The following is a 15,093-nucleotide window of genomic DNA, read 5'->3' as shown; positions in this document are numbered from 1 at the left end:
CGCGACCGGTCGCATGGGAAGCAATGTAGGTCGATCGAGCGCGCGGCTCCACCAACTTTACGCCTGATTTCCGATACTTTTTTGCGCATTCCGGCCGCAAACGGCGCCCGACGGCAAATTTGTGCAGCGCGGAACGGCCGCGCCGCCGCCCGCTCCGGTGCTTACGCGGCCGCGTGCTCGCGCGCCGCACGCACTTCGTACGCCTTCAGGTGGTTGTACGCGATCCGCAGCAGCGACAGCGCATCGGCCGCCTGCGGGTCGCGGCGCGCGAGCAGGTCGCCGATCACGTGATCGGCTTCGACGCGCGCATGATTCTCGACGTCGCGCAGCATCGACGCGGTCAGCGGCGACGGCGTCAGCACCATCCGCTGCATCCGCTCGATGGCGGCCGGGTCGGGCCGATAGCCGTTGTGCTCGGCAATCGCACTGCATTCGCCGAGCATCGTCTCGAGCAGGCGGCGGCCGTCCGGCGCGGCGAGAATGTCGCCCACCGAGCCGCGGAACAGCGACGTGCTCGCGGCGAGCGTTGCGAGGAACACCCACTTCTCCCACATCCGCGCGGCCACGTTGTCGCTGAGCGTCGCATCGAAACCCGCGCCGCCGAGCACCTCGGCCACCGCGCGCACCCGCGGCGATTCGCCGCCCGCGAGTTCGCCGAAGGTGACGCCGTGCGTGTCGTTGAGGTGCACGATGCGCTGCTCGCGATCGAGCGTCGCCGCGATCACGCACAGCCCGCCGAGCACCTGCGCGGCGCCGAACCGGTCGCGCAGCACGTCGAGATGGCGCATCCCGTTGAGCATCGGCAGGATCAGCGTCTGCGGGCCGGCGAACGGTGCGAACGAGTGCACCGCGTCGTCGAGGCTGTACGCCTTGCAGCTCAGCAGCACGAGGTCGAACGGCGCGACGCCGTCGCCTGCATCGCCCGCGCGCACGGTCTGCACGTTCGCGAGCGTCAGGTCGCCGCGCGGGCTGCGGATCAGCAGCCCGTCGCGCGCCAGCGCGGCCGCGCGGCCGTCGCGCACCAGGAACGTCACGTCGCGCCCCGCCGCGGCCAGCCGGCCGCCGAAGTATCCGCCGACCGCGCCGGCCCCTACCACCAGAATTCGCATCGTTGCCTCCTTTCGGTTTCGTTCGGTGTCCGCGCCGCTGCCCAGGCGCCGGACGCATATCTCATGCAACGCTCACTGGTTCAACGGCTTGATCCGCGGAACTGCTCGGCGGTCATGCATGAGTCTTCCGCATTCAAACACGTCCGGAAGTCGGAAGGGATGAAATCAATTCGGCACCGCATGAGGTCTTGTGGCCGTCGAACGCGGCGGCTTGGCCTTCGACCTTGAATTCCGGGTCACCTTCGACGATCACGCAAGCACCGTGAATCGGACATGAACACGTGTCGCCGATGCGAGCGACCGCGCGACCCATTACCTTGCTCGTACCGGCTCCGGATTCGACCCGGCCGCCGTGGGTATGTGCGTCGTCTACCCGGACAATTCCCCGCATATCTCCATCCCCTGAATGACTCGGCGCGGCAGCGCACACATGTGCACGTGCCGCCGCGCCGACTACATCACCACGAATATCCCTGCTGACCGTAATCGGTATCGTGTCGGCGACCCCACCACGGCAGGTAAGCATTGTTTCCGCCACGCGCGCGGAACCAATCCTTGTTCGGATCGATCGTCGTCAACTTTGACGGCGGCAGGACGACAACCGCGACCGGATGCTCCGCATCGGTGGTGCCCGCAACCAGTGCGTTACCGCCAAAGTGATTGATCCGGCCGATCGCCAGTGCAACGTCGGTCAATGCGCTACCGGTTCCCATATCGCCGAGCAGCGCCGCCGTGTTGAACGTCTGCTTTGAGTGGTCGTATTCCGGCAGGATTTCGGTGAGCGTTTGCGACAGGCCGACAAGACGGTTCGAGGCCGCATCACTGCCTTTACCTGCATCGTGAACGATGTATTTCAGGTCAGTAACCGCGACGCCGGCATTGCGTGCCGCGTGGTCAATGGTTGCCTTCCACGCCTGCACGGTGCGCGTTGTGCCAACCTTCGGCGAAAAGTCCTTCGTGTCGCCCGTCGCCGCCTTGCCGATCCATGCGAGCGGTTCACGCTCCGTGTTGAAGGTCGGGCCGGCGAGGAACAGCACGACAAGGTTCTCGTTAATCTGCGCATCCGTGGGCGGAAAACTCGGCGCGTCCCAATTCATGACCCACACGCTCTTGTCGGGGTTCGTCTGCAAGTAGTTCAACGCCTTGTTCAGCGACGTAAATCCGGCGTTCGCACCGCCTTGCGTGATCTGCACATCAGGGGGCGTGTCACGGCTCCAAACAGATTTGGGATGTGGGTCGCCAATCTCGAAGAAACTCATGGCCCGCTTTTGCAAGCGGGCTTGTGCCTCTTTGGGTTCAAGTCGATTCGGGATCGCAAGTTCGATTCGAATACCGGCAAGTTCGCGCCAGTCCTTTGAGTTCTCGGGACTAACCGTGTAGAAGTATTTCGCGTTGCTCGCGTAGCGCGTCCGTAGCAGCGACAGGAATTCATCGAGGTACTTGTGATAGAAGCCCTTGAATGTTTCTTCACCTTCGTTGCCGTACACCAATGCCCCGATTGATTTGAGCGTCGAGAACGATTTCGGATCGGTGCGAACCATGTCATCGTTCTTGTTCGGTGCGGCGAGTCCTTGCGTCCACAACAGTTGCCATTCGGTCGGATAGTCCTTGCGTTCGAGCGGATTCAACCAAATCAGTCCGACGACCTGCGCGACAAACGGCTTCACCGGCTCTTCCGCTACTGGCGCTGCCTTGCCGGTGGGTGTCTGGGCGGGGGCGGCCTGTGCAGGCCGCATGACGGCGGTGGTGAACAGCAAAACCAAAAGCGCCAGCAAGCCGGGCGCGACTACGAATCGTTTCATCCAATCTCCTATTTCCAAGTGTGCCGGGTCCGGTTGTTCGACGTGTGCCATCAGCGTCGCCATGAGTAGGGCCGCGACCATCCATACCAAAACAGCGACAGCGACACGTCGCGGCCATGTAGCGATCAGCGCCTTCATGCCACACCCCCGACCTTCAAATGAGCCTGACCTTCGCGCTCGTCAGCAATCTTGCCGGGCATGTTGCCTTCGCCGCCCTCTTTGTGGACCCATTGGTGCATCGCTAGATCGTCGATTTTTCCAAGCAAGAAATAGTCATAGTATTGCTTGTGCGGATTGTCGTCCGAAACACCTTTTCCCATCCGCCAATCAGCTTCAATGCGCAGCGCCTTGATTTGCGTTTCCGTCAGATAGCACAGGCCAACCGCCACATCATACGCAAGCGCATATTCAGCATGATCCGCATTGGTCATCGTTGTTGAGTGGTTTGTCGGGTTATTGGTCTGACCGCGGTCCATGCCGTCCGTGATCTGCTTGTCGCGCCAATCCTTATAGCCTTCGGGCACGTCGCTTTTCCCGTCTTCGCCTATCACGTGACCGTCCTTATCAACCCAATCAGAGTTCATCGCACGTCGTGCTTCCAAACGCATCAGCGCGCGATCTTCGTAGCGTTGTCCGGTTTCACTCTCAGCCGTACCTTGGGCGTCACCGTCCTTGTTCTTTGACTTGTAAAGGTCATAGGGATCGTCGGCCCGCTTGTCCGCATCCGCCTTGCTCGCGTCGCGCCATGCGGACGGCGGATCGTTGCCTTCGTTGAAGTCGCTTTTGGCTGGTCCATCTTCTGTCGGCGTGATCGGCTTGCCGAATCGCTTCGCCTTCGGCGGGAACGGTTGATCCAGCGCGGGGGCATCCGCAGTCACGGTCCAGCCCTTCGGCGGGTCTTCATTCACGCGGAACATCTTCATTGCAGCAGTCGCAGCAGTTCCCGCGTACATGAGGGGCGCGGTAATTAATGTCCCCATCATCCCCCAGACCGACTCGTTTCCTTTGAGCGCACCAACCAGACCGAATTTTGCCGGCGGCGACGGCGGATACCAGAATCCCGGAGTCGATCCTTTCTGCACACGTCGCCAGTCGTCTTCCCAATATCGATAGTCTGTCTGCACGCCGACATCGAAACCCGATGCGAAGACACGCTGCGTCAGTACGCCGGGAACGCCGATATCGTCGATTTCAAGCTTGCTGATACCGCGCCAGCCAATCCCTTGAACCGTCACCGCCGAAATCACCTGATCGTGCGGACAACAGTACGCCGTGACGCGGCCATACGTCGATTCATTCAGACCGTGTCGCACGCGATCTTCCTGCGCTGCATACGACTTGTTGCTCGTCGGTGATACCCGACTGTTCCCCATGTCTTCATCGATCTTGTCGGCGGGAAGTTCGTAGGCTTTGCGCGTGCCGATGATCGACAGAAACTTGCCAAACGTCTGCGTGCGCGCTGCGTAGGTCTGCCGTCCACGATTCCCGTGTGGGTCTTTCGTCTCACGTTGCGACCACGTATCCATTCCCGTGGAAGATTTATTCGGACCGTCCCCCTTCGCGAAGCTATATGGTGCATTTGCCAGCACATAGGCGTCCGCTACGCATCGCCCCTTGTGCCCCCACGGGTCTTCAACGTCGGGCAGTGCATCACCGAAGAACGCCGCTGTGAGGCCCACAATGTTGCCTTGGCTATGACATACGACGGTAATCGGTACAGTGGCCTGCATGCGGCGGATCGACTCGATCAACTTGGCAAGGCGCAAGGCCGCGAGTGCGCCATACGCGCGGGGCGGCGCGCGATACAGGGGCCGATTGGTCGGGTTGATGGCCTGCACGCTTGTCCAACCGAATGCACGATCATCAAGTCCGCCATGCCAAAGATCGGGGAGACTCGAGCATCCATTCGTGAACGGACCGCCGCCCCAATAGTCCTGTTCGTTCAGGAAAATCTTGTCTCCGTATTTCTTCAATTCTTCGGCGGTCGCCCGATAACCCCACCGGAAGTGAATCACGTTCGAGAACGACGGATCGGGCTTGATGTAGTTGTCCGCAAGCAACTTTGGATTCAGAAACCCGTCCGGCGTCAAGCTTTCGGTGTACTTCGCAGGCGTCAATTGACCGGCATCGATGCCGGTGTACTTCAATTGATCATCAAGACGGCCGAGCCGACGATTGAGGCCCTTGCATAGTCCTTCCTCCGCCGCTTCGAACCATTCTCCTTCCGAATTCACGCCATGCACGAAGATGACGATGCCGGGCAGCGGCATTTGCTTGATGCAGATAAGCCGCTTGTCCTTGTCGAACAAGGTCGGCCCTTCGGCACGACCCACAACAATAGGCGGCGGTTCTCCGCGCGATGCAGTTGCGCCCGCCGCATCGGATTTTGTGGTCGGTTCGTCGGTGCGCGCGTCGGCGACCGGTCGAGGATCGAGAAAAGAATTGGTCATCAAAACTCCGGCCCTTGCTTATACGTTCTTCTTGACGAACTGCACCGCCAGCTTTTCGAACTGGTCGGCATGCACCGCCGGCAGCTCGCCGGCCGCATCGGTCTTCAGATTCGACAGCGCCCCCGACGCCTTTTGTACCTGGCCGTCGAACCCTGCCGCCGCGTTGCCGTCCGTGGCACGAACGAGCTTCGGCACGCGGCCGAGCGGCGCATGATCGAATTTCGGCATGTCAGCGGACATGCTGGCAGGACCGTCCCACGAATGGCCGGCCGATTTCACGGTGAAGGTGCCAGGGCAACCGAGTTCGATATCGCCGCCGTGCAGCTTGAGATATGCGCCCCCCGACGTGACGAACACCACCTGATCACTCGCCATGCCCGCGAGCTTGCCGCCGGCCGCAGTGAGTTGGATGTTCTTCGCCGAATCGACTTGCGTATCGTCGTTCTGCGATTGAATCGTGACCTTGCCTTGATTTGCGATGGCCGACACGCCTTCGCTATGTGCGAACATCGCGACGCCACGTCCTCCGTGCAGGTTAATACGCTCGCCGCTGGTGACTTGCACGTGTTGCTGCGCCACTTGATCGATGTTTACACCGGCATAGGTCACGTGCGTTTTCGGCGTGAGGTTGACCGATCCGGCTTGCGCGCCAAAGGCCATCAGTGCGGATGCGTCGCCCGCCGAGCCGCCGGGCTTCCAGTTCTTGAACGCATCGGCGATGTTCGTTTGGCCGGCCGTGTCGGCAGCTTGCCCACCGTGCTGGCCGGCATAGTCACCCAGCGATTTGAAGAGTTCCGTGCACTGGCCGAGCAAGCTAACGAGTTCGTCGCGATCGAGCTGGCCGCCGCTTGCCTGCGAGCGCGCGTAAGTTGTCAACAGAATGCCTTGGGCGGCGCGCAGCGCGGCGGCAGCGTCGGTGCGCAGTTCCGCGCCTTCGCCCCGGTCGGTCCCGTGTCCGTCCTTCCGGGGCTGCGTGAGATACCCCAAGTTCAATTGCGTATACGCATGTTCGCTCGCTAGCTGTGCGGAAATTTGCGAGGGGGTATCGTCAAGACGTAGTTGGTTATAACGTCGCCCCTTAATCTCCTTCGTCTTGATCCCGGACACGTACCGGTTGCCCGGCAGCGCGCCGGTATGGGTGAACGTCGCAGGCGGGTTCGCGCCGTTGCTCAAAACCCCGATGATGACCAAACGGTCCGGGTCGCCTGAAAGACAGCCCAATAAAACTTCCATTCCGACGCGGGGCAGAAAAAGCGCGCCGAAGTTGCCGCCCGCCAAACTTGCACCGACGCGGATAGGTGCACTGTCGCCGGCCAACCCGTTCGTGCCGACACCTTGAGCGTGGGCGTGATCCGCCGGATCGATGCCGTGAATCTGCACGCGAACGCGGCCGTCCGCGTCGCAAAACACTTCCTCTCCCTCCGTGCCGACAATCGTTCCGGTCAGCAGGTGTACGGGCGGCAAATCGATCTTCGGATCGTAGGACGGCTTGAGCGGCACGCCGCGCCGGACGCACGTGAAACTGTTTTCGTAGCGCGTGTCTTTCCGTTCCGACACATCGGCCGGCGCGGGTAGCGCGGTCTGCGCAATGTTTCGGCTCGCTGCGAATAGCGCGATCACGCGGCCAGTCAGGTCTTTCGGAAGGTTGTTCCAGATATCGTGACGAACTGACGTAACGACGAACTGTCGCTGATCGACCGGCTTCATGTCGAGTTCGGGGTCTCCCGTCAACGTGAACCATGAACCAACCGGCATATCGCGGACGCTGCTGATACCGTCGTACCGCTCCGCTGCGAACTGGTGAGCCAGCATCCGGTCGCGCGTAATGCGTTCGTGATCGTTCCACGAATCGCCGACGTGCGGAATGTCGATCGCAACATCGGTCAGCAGCCGTGCAAGGTCGTTACCCGATTCCCCCTGATCGATGCCGGTAGCGACGGCGGAATTGTCCACACGGGCTTTCTTGTAGTCCCACGACGGCCGGCTCGCCTTGCCGGACGACAGGCTCTGATAGTGCGCGAATAGCGTTACCGTATCGCGTTGTTCAGTTCCGGCGTCGCGGGGGTGAAGACGCACGGCACCGGCCGGGGCTTCGGCCAACCGCATCGGGTCATCGCAAAAGACGAGTGTGTGAATCGGCCGCTCGTCGGTCATGCTGCGCGTTCCACCGGCTGGTCCGGCCTTCGCGAAGACCGTGATCCCTTCGCGCCGCAGTAGCCGGCGGATAAATCGTGCATCCGACTCGTTGACCTGTCGCGTCAGTTCACGCACCGGGTAGCGTTCACGGCGCAGGCCGGACAGATCGAATTCGAACGCGCGGGCAAGCGCCACACTCCGTTGCCGCCATTCGTTCATCATCGTCGCGAGAATGTCGATAACATTGCGCGAACGGAATATGCGGGAGTTCGTGCGGCGGTCCATCAGCGACAAAGCGTCGCAAACGTTTAATCGATAGACGGTCAATTCGCCGTCCGATTGGCCCACCTGCACATCGCGAACGATCGCGTTGATCGTCTACAAGCCGCCCCGGTCGGTCGTGAGGCGCACCGACACCGGCAGACCGAGAAGCAGCTTGGGAGACAGGTTGTCGCGTGTCGAAACGCAGTTCAGATAGCCGTCGATACCGGTCACCAACCCTTCGTGGATATCCGCGTGATGAAGCGCCAGTAGATGACCGACCGCGCTTTGCGCTTGCCCGAAATTGAGGGTGACGGGCCGCTGGTTCCAGTCAACCAGACCGGACGAAAAACTTCGAAGGGTTTCAGCTATCGACATATCCGCGCTCTCATCTTTCTTCTTCGTGACTTGGTCTTTTAAGCGGGCGGTCATGGGGACCACACCGCCAAATTCGGAAGTCGGTCGCTAGCATACCAAAGTTACAGATTCAATCGGCAACGGCATATTTTGAGATATGCATTTACTCGATTAAGTCGTCAGCCATGGCTCGCGCGGCGTCGCGCCGATCGGCATGCGCTATCCCCGTCGTCCGAATCCGCTCATCCCCAAACTGCGCGCGACTCTTTGAGGCCTTTCAATGTTTCGCCGCGGGCGTTTAACGTACTGATTGCCACGCTGACCATATGAGCCTTGGCAGGCAATTCGCTTAACTTCTTGACATGGATCGCCCTACTTTCCGGTAACTCAATCATCTCCACTTTCATTGCTGCTCCCGTCGTTTATCCATTCCCGTTGACATCCGGCCCCTTCCAGACCCTTGCCGCGTGACTTGCTGAAAAGGACCAACACGGCGCCCGTTAATTTCGCGGCACCTTCTAAGGGATTTCCCCTCTACGGCGACGCGCATCGCGCGCCGTCAAGACATCTATCCCGTCACGCCGTTCCGGCGAGCTTCCACGACTGACCGACCACATACCATGCGCAACCTTTCCCTGAATCAGAAACTCGCCTCGATGATCGTCATTCTCTGGCTCGGCCTGCTCGTCATCGCCGGGCTCGGCGCATGGCAGACGCGCGCCTCGATGATCGCGGACCGCCGCGACCAGCTTGCGTCGCTGGTCGCGCAGGCGGCGAGCGTGACCGACCATTACTACAAGCTGTCGCAGCAGAACGCGCTGCCGGAAGCCGACGCGAAGCAGAAGGCGCTCGAGGCGATCGCCGCGATGCGCTACGGCACCGACGGCTACGTCTCCATCAACGACTCGAAGCCGGCGATCGTGATGCACCCGATCAAGGCCGAGCTCAACGGCAAGGACGTGTCGAATTTCACCGATCCGAACGGCAAGCACCTGTTCGTCGAGATCGTGAAGGCCGGCAACCTGGAAGGCGGCAAGGGCTTCGTCGAGTATCTGTGGCCGAAACCGGGCGCCGACAAGCCGCAGGATAAAACCAGCGCCGTGCAGCGCTTCGCGCCGTGGGACTGGTATCTCGTGACCGGCATGTACATGAACGACGTGCGCTCCGCCGTGCTCGAAAGCGTCGGCCGCTGGCTCGCGATGACGACCGTGCTCGGCGGGATCGCGACCGCCGTGATGGTGATGGTGCTGAAAAGCGTGCGCGCGAACCTCGGCGGCGAGCTGGAAGTGGCGCTCGACGCCGCACAGCGCATCGCGCAGGGCGACCTGACCGCGCGCGTCACCGTGAAGGACAACGATCGCGGCAGCCTGCTGCACGCGCTGCACACGATGCAGGGCGGGCTGATCGACATGGTGTCGCGCGTGCGGATGGGTACCGAGAACATCAACGTCGGCGCGAGCGAGATCGCGTCCGGCAACACGGACCTGTCGCAGCGCACCGAGGAACAGGCGGCCGCGCTCGTGCAGACCGCGTCGAGCATGGACCAGATGACCGCGAACGTGAAGCAGAACGCGGACAGCGCCGCGCAGGCCGCGTCGCTCGCCGGCCAGGCCGCGCAGGTCGCGACGCGCGGCAGCGCGGTGGTCGACGATGTCGTGCGCACGATGAACGAGATCACCGGCCGCTCGCACAAGATCGGCGACATCATCGGCGTGATCGACGGGATCGCGTTCCAGACCAACATCCTCGCGCTGAATGCGGCCGTCGAAGCCGCGCGGGCGGGCGAACAGGGCCGCGGCTTCGCGGTGGTGGCGGCCGAAGTGCGCTCGCTCGCGCAACGCTCGGCGACGGCCGCGAAGGAGATCAAGTCGCTGATCGTGTCGTCGAACGAGACCGTCGAGCAAGGCGCGGCGCTCGTCACGCACGCGGGCGAGACGATGGCCGAGATCGTGCAGTCGGTGCGGCGCGTGAACGAGATCCTCGACGAGATCAGCCACGCGTCGCGCGAACAGAGCGCCGGCATCGAGCAGGTCAATCGCGCGGTGGGCGAGATGGACCAGGTCACGCAGCAGAACGCGGCGCTCGTCGAAGAAGCCGCGGCCGCCGCGCATTCGCTGCGCGATCAGGCCGAGGCGCTGCGGGACGCGGTGACGCGGTTTGCGTTGCCGGCTTGACGGCAGCCGCCCGGCGCACGCATGCTCACGCTGCGCCGCCGGGCCGTGACGCGGCGGCGCCGATGCCAAGCCCCAGCCCCGCCGCCCGCTGGATCAGCTCGACGTCGTTGCTCACGCCGAGCTTCTTCATCGCACTGATCTTCTGCGCGCTCACCGTCTGCTTGCCCTTGCTCAGACGTTGCGCGATCGTCTTGATCGGCACGCCCGACAGATACAGGCGAATGACCTCGATCTCGCGCGCCGACAGCTTCACGGGCGCCTCGCTGCGCTCGCCGAATGCATCGACCGCGCGCCTGACGAGCGGCGACAGGTAATGCCCGCCGCTGTAGCTCGAATGAATGGCCGTGACGATATGGCCGACCTCGTCGAACTTGCTGACGATGCTCACGCCGCCGATCGCGAGCATCGACCCGAAGATCAGCGGATTCTCGTTCGCGACCAGCGCGACGATCCCGACGTTCGGACGCGTGCGCCGCAGCCAGTCGAACAGCGCAAGGCCGTCCATCTGCTCGTCTCCGCGGATTGCATAGTCGACCAGCACGACATCGCAGTCGACACCGCCGAGCGACACGACCAGTTCGGCCACACTCCGGTAGACCGCGACGATCTCGATCGCACAGCCGCTGCCTGCGACCTGCTCGATACCGGCCAGCGTCAACGGCCAGTCATATGCGAAAACGACGCGAACATTGAATTTCCTCATGCGCAGTTCCAGGGGGTTCATCGGCCGCGCGACGCGGAACGCGCACGGCCGGTTTGGCGTTGAAAGGATGTTCAGGCTATTTTTAGCCTGACCGTCGATTCTATGAAGCCACGCGTGGATGGGATATCGGACGACATCGGGATCGGCCGTCCGGGACGTAATACGAGTTTGATATTTGCGCCGGTTCGCGCGCCCAGCGCACGGCGGCCGGCATCGGCGGACATCGGCCGGATGGCCAGCGTTGCAGGCCGCGCGGGCCGCGCGGCCGGCCAGCAGGTAAAATTGCACCCTTTGCATGCCGCGCCGGGCCACCGGCGGCGAGCGACGCGCCGATGCCGGCCGCGCGCCACCGCCCTGTTGCCGGCTGCCCGACCTCCGGTGGCCCGTACGCCGCTGGCCCGATCTCCCCGCTTTCCTCATGACCGAATCCGACCTGCAATCCGACGACACCTCCATCCACGAAGACGGCCTCTGGCGCGACAACGGCTGGACGGCCCGCATCATCAAGAACGAAGACGACGACGGCTGGGCCGTCGAGATGATCAAGGACGGCGAGTCCGAGCCCGCGCTCGTCGGGCCGTGGACCATGGGCCGCGACAAGAAGAACCCGAAGCCGATGGACGCGAATGCGTTCCGCACGCTCGTGAAAACCGCGACCGAGGTGCTGATGCGCCACGAGCAGCAGCGGCGCGCGATGCTGCACAAGGAAGTGACGGTTCAGGGCGAGGACGACCAGGATGTGTCGGTGACGCTCGACATCGTGTCGGACGAATTCGAGCCGTACGCGCAGCTCAAGGCATTCGATCCGTATGGCGAGCTGCTGGCCGAAGCGAAGGTGTCGGCCGGGTTCAAGCTCAACAAGGCCAGCGCCGAGCGCTGGGTCGCCTCGGGCTTCGAGCGGCCGGCCGCCTGATCGCGCGCCGCCCGCCGGGCCGCGCGCTCAGGCTGCGGCGCCCTGCCGCGCGCGCCGCAGCCGGCGCGCCGCCAGCTTGCGCCGCACGAGCTGCTCGAACTGCTGCGTCGCGACCTCCGGATCGCGCGCGGCCAGCCCGAGCGCGTTGCGCGCGAGCTGGATCGGCGTCAGCACGAGGCCCCACGGCAGCCCCCACCAGCCGAACGCGGCCGATGCCAGCAGCGCGACCGCCTGCTTCCTGCGGCCGCAACGCCGGCAGCACACGTGGCGCCGCGTCGCCCAGCGCGTGACGAACAGCAGCGACACGACGCGATGCGACGCATGGACATCGACCGGCTGGTCGTCGCGACGGCAGATCGGGCACGGCCCGTAACGCCAGTCGTGCACGTACTCCCACACCTTCGCGTCGGGCACCCGTTCTGCCTCGACGACGATCGGATGCGCCCGGGCGCACGCCGGACGGCAATAGCGGCGGCCGTCGATCGACCGCCCGCCGACCAGGAACGTCCTGCCGCAGTGACTGCACTCTGCCACGGTAACCTCGGATAAGCGTGATGCGCCGCGTGCCGGCCGCGCGCGCATGGCTGCGCCGGCGGTCCGGACGGGCCGTTTCCTGTCTTAACGGCCGACGGCGCGCGGTCTTGAGCGGCTGGGGGCTGCGGCGCGTCAGCCGTGCAGCCCGTGCGAGGTCATCAGCCGATACAACGTCGCGCGCGAGATGCCCAGCGCGGCCGCCACGTCCGCATGCTGGTGGCGGTGGCGCATCAGCGTTTTCTCGATCGCGTGCCGCTCGGCCTGCCGGCGCGCTTGCGCGAGCGTCGGCAGCTGCCGCGACGTGTACGGGTGCAGTTCGAGATCGGCAGCCGAGATCATCGGGCCGTTCGTCATCACGACCGCGAACCGGATCCGGTTGATCAGCTCGCGCACGTTGCCGGGCCACGGATAGTTGTGGATCGCTTCGATCGCGCACGGCATGAAGCCGCGAATCCGCTGCGAACTGTCGCCGCGATAGCGCTGCAGCACGTAGTCGGCGAGCAGCATGATGTCGCGACCGCGCACGCGCAGCGGCGGCTCGTCGATGCGCAGCACGCACAGGCGGTAGTACAGATCCGCACGGAACCGCCCCGCCTGCATCGCGGCCTCGAGATCGACGTGGGTCGCCGACACGATCCGCACGTCCACCGGAAGCGACGCGTGCCCGCCGAGCCGCTCGATCGTGCCTTCCTGCAGGAAGCGCAGCAGGCTCGCCTGGCTCTCGAACGGCATGTCGCCGATTTCATCGAGAAACAGCGTGCCGCCGTGCGCGGCCTCGATACGGCCGATCTTGCGCTGGTGCGCGCCCGTGAACGCGCCGCGCTCGTGGCCGAACAGTTCGGCCTGCAGCAGCGTCGACGGAATGGCCGCGCAGTTCACGGCAACGAATGGCGCCTCGGCGCGCAACGACTGCTGGTGGATGGCCGCCGCCGTCAGTTCCTTGCCGGTGCCGGATTCGCCGGCGATGAATACGGTGGCGTCCGTGTTCGCGACCTTGCGGATCGTCGAGAATAGCCTGCGCATCGCGTCGCACGAGCCGATCATCGTGTCGCCGGGAGGCGCCGCATCTGCGTCCGGGCTGCCTTCCGCGAGCTTCAGCATCCCGTATGCATGACCGACCAGATAGCCGATGGTCGTATAGGCGGTCGCGTTGCGCACGTAGTCGAAGCAGCAGTGGCGAATCAGGCGTGCGATGGCGAGATCGCGCAGCCGCTCGTTGTCGGCGAGCGCGACCCAGCCGACGCGCGAATCGCGCAGCAGCGTCTCGAACGAGGCGACGTCGAGCGACGCGAAGCTGCCGAAATCGACGATGCCCGCATGCGGACGGTTCACCCTGACGAGATTCAGTGCGTCCGCAACGGTTTTCGCGCGCCACACGTCCCAGCCGCGCGACGCGAGACAGTCGACGAGCGCGGCATCGTGTTGCTGCGACAGGTAGACGAGCGGCCGCGACGGTGCGACAGGGTTGTGCCGGACGGCGATGAACGGGGCCGTCCCCGCATCGGGTTCGAGATCCTGCGGGCCCGACACCCTGATCTGGCAGCAATGGTTCACGATGGCCTCGTCGTGTAGGTTGGTTGTCGAAACGGCCGTTGCCGGATCGCGTAGGGCGGGGCATCGTGGTCCCGCGGCGCGGCGCCGGGCCGTCCTCGAATGGATGTTTCGTCATCGGCAGAAAACGACGCGCTGGGTATAGATTTGCGGCTCGACGACCGGCTTCGCGGAACGGTTGAGGTCGTCCCGATAAGCCCGGTAGGTCTTGCCGTTTACCGTCACTTCCGTCGAACGGGCCGTCTCGATCGAGTTGAGCCCGTTGCGCTGCCACCCGCTCACCCGATCCGCCGCCGTCACGGTCGACTCGCCGGCGATCTTCTGCGTGATCGTGCTGCCGTCGCTCCATGGCTGGGTCTGCATGTCCTCGGCATGCTGCATCGCGCCGATGGTCTTGCCGGTCGGCGCCGGCCCGTTCTGCGCTTCGAACGGCGCACCACGGCCATACACCGGCGATTGCCACGACGGCGCGTGCCCCTCCTCCGGCATCATGTAGATCATCTGCGGATCGCCGATCATCATCATCGGCGCGCAGGCCGTGTTGTCGGCGCGACCGAGCGTCGTCAGCGCCTGCGCGACGCTCACGGCGTTCGCGGCGGTCTGCTCGCCCAGGATCACGAAGACCGCCGGGTTCTGAAATACCGCCTGCGCAGCGGCTTGCGCGCTATACAGCAACAGAGCGACCAAAAAGATCCTCATGGTTGAGGCCTCCTTGCATCCTCGTCGGGCAAAAAGAGGTGTTGACCTCGGGGATGGGACCAACACCCGTGAAACGGGAAACGACCGTCGGGCATCGGGTTCGAACGACGTCCGTGCGGCCGGCGTTCCCGCCGCACGGGCGACCGACCCGCGTGCCTACGACGACGTGCTCGTCGAGATCACAGCCGGAGCCGGCACGACCGGTGCAGCCTGCCGGTCGACCGGAGCCGGCGGCAATCCTTGCGCCGGATCGGACAACGCCGGCATGCCGGCGGCCTGCGCAGCTGGCGCGTCCGGCACCTTCGCGTCGGCTGCCGGCATGTCGGCAGGCGCTGCGGCTGCGACGGGCTGCGCGGCTTCCGGCGCAGGCGCTTCCGCAGCGTGCGGAAGAGCGGCGGGGTGGG

The 15,093-nt window shown here is 64.0% G+C and carries 13 protein-coding genes and 1 pseudogene; 2 read left to right on the top strand and 12 right to left on the bottom strand.

Translation table 11 applies throughout. The annotated features are described in order from the left end of the window. Positions 1–161: 161 nt before the first annotated feature. The 7 genes from panE to G3N64_RS19900 all read right to left on the bottom strand — a co-directional run bounded on the left by panE (position 162) and on the right by G3N64_RS19900 (position 8,522). Positions 162–1,109, bottom strand: a complete 948-nt coding sequence (gene panE / locus G3N64_RS19925) for a 2-dehydropantoate 2-reductase (RefSeq protein ID WP_205785466.1) — start codon at positions 1,107–1,109, stop codon at positions 162–164. 133 nt (positions 1,110–1,242) lie between these two features. Continuing rightward, positions 1,243–1,500: a PAAR domain-containing protein gene (locus G3N64_RS19920; protein ID WP_205785465.1), complete on the bottom strand. Its 258-nt coding sequence runs from the start codon at positions 1,498–1,500 to the stop codon at positions 1,243–1,245. 67 nt (positions 1,501–1,567) lie between these two features. Further along, complete coding sequence (locus G3N64_RS19915) at positions 1,568–3,049, bottom strand: virulence factor (protein WP_205785464.1); 1,482 nt, start codon at positions 3,047–3,049, stop codon at positions 1,568–1,570. Beyond that, a complete protein-coding gene (locus G3N64_RS19910; RefSeq protein WP_205785463.1) occupies positions 3,046–5,361 on the bottom strand; it encodes a hypothetical protein in 2,316 nt (771 codons plus the stop codon). The genes G3N64_RS19915 and G3N64_RS19910 overlap by 4 nt, the downstream gene beginning before the upstream one ends. 18 nt (positions 5,362–5,379) lie before the next feature. Then, complete coding sequence (locus tag G3N64_RS19905) at positions 5,380–7,872, bottom strand: type VI secretion system Vgr family protein (protein ID WP_346778826.1); 2,493 nt, start codon at positions 7,870–7,872, stop codon at positions 5,380–5,382. A 3-nt stretch (positions 7,873–7,875) separates the two neighbouring features. Then, positions 7,876–8,190: a hypothetical protein gene (locus G3N64_RS40425; protein ID WP_346778824.1), complete on the bottom strand. Its 315-nt coding sequence runs from the start codon at positions 8,188–8,190 to the stop codon at positions 7,876–7,878. 167 nt (positions 8,191–8,357) lie between these two features. Continuing rightward, positions 8,358–8,522 carry a hypothetical protein gene (locus G3N64_RS19900; RefSeq protein WP_205785462.1) on the bottom strand — a complete coding sequence of 55 codons (165 nt, stop codon included), beginning with the start codon at positions 8,520–8,522 and terminating at the stop codon, positions 8,358–8,360. 213 nt (positions 8,523–8,735) lie between these two features. Here G3N64_RS19900 and G3N64_RS19895 point away from each other — a divergent pair, with 213 nt between their 5' ends. Further along, positions 8,736–10,289: a methyl-accepting chemotaxis protein gene (locus tag G3N64_RS19895; RefSeq protein WP_205785461.1), complete on the top strand. Its 1,554-nt coding sequence runs from the start codon at positions 8,736–8,738 to the stop codon at positions 10,287–10,289. 25 nt (positions 10,290–10,314) lie between these two features. Here the strand turns inward: G3N64_RS19895 and G3N64_RS19890 are convergent, their stop codons facing one another. After that, a complete protein-coding gene (locus G3N64_RS19890) occupies positions 10,315–10,992 on the bottom strand; it encodes a response regulator transcription factor (RefSeq protein WP_205785460.1) in 678 nt (225 codons plus the stop codon). A gap of 418 nt (positions 10,993–11,410) precedes the next feature. Here G3N64_RS19890 and G3N64_RS19885 point away from each other — a divergent pair, with 418 nt between their 5' ends. After that, on the top strand, positions 11,411–11,905 hold the full coding sequence (locus tag G3N64_RS19885; RefSeq protein WP_205785459.1) for a hypothetical protein: 495 nt from the start codon (positions 11,411–11,413) through the stop codon (positions 11,903–11,905). A gap of 27 nt (positions 11,906–11,932) precedes the next feature. Here the strand turns inward: G3N64_RS19885 and G3N64_RS19880 are convergent, their stop codons facing one another. The 4 genes and pseudogenes from G3N64_RS19880 to G3N64_RS19865 form a co-directional block, all read right to left on the bottom strand. Continuing rightward, a complete protein-coding gene (locus tag G3N64_RS19880) occupies positions 11,933–12,439 on the bottom strand; it encodes a hypothetical protein (protein WP_205785458.1) in 507 nt (168 codons plus the stop codon). 132 nt (positions 12,440–12,571) lie between these two features. Then, positions 12,572–13,969: a sigma-54 dependent transcriptional regulator gene (locus G3N64_RS19875; RefSeq protein WP_346778825.1), complete on the bottom strand. Its 1,398-nt coding sequence runs from the start codon at positions 13,967–13,969 to the stop codon at positions 12,572–12,574. 135 nt (positions 13,970–14,104) lie between these two features. Continuing rightward, positions 14,105–14,689 carry a hypothetical protein gene (locus G3N64_RS19870; RefSeq protein WP_205785456.1) on the bottom strand — a complete coding sequence of 195 codons (585 nt, stop codon included), beginning with the start codon at positions 14,687–14,689 and terminating at the stop codon, positions 14,105–14,107. A 156-nt stretch (positions 14,690–14,845) separates the two neighbouring features. Continuing rightward, positions 14,846–15,093 (bottom strand): annotated as a pseudogene (locus G3N64_RS19865) (chemotaxis protein CheA); the annotation flags it as partial.

The organism is Burkholderia sp. Ac-20344 (assembly GCF_017104975.1).
Classification (GTDB): Bacteria; Pseudomonadota; Gammaproteobacteria; order Burkholderiales; family Burkholderiaceae; genus Burkholderia.
This window is presented reverse-complemented; position numbering and strand designations above follow the sequence as displayed.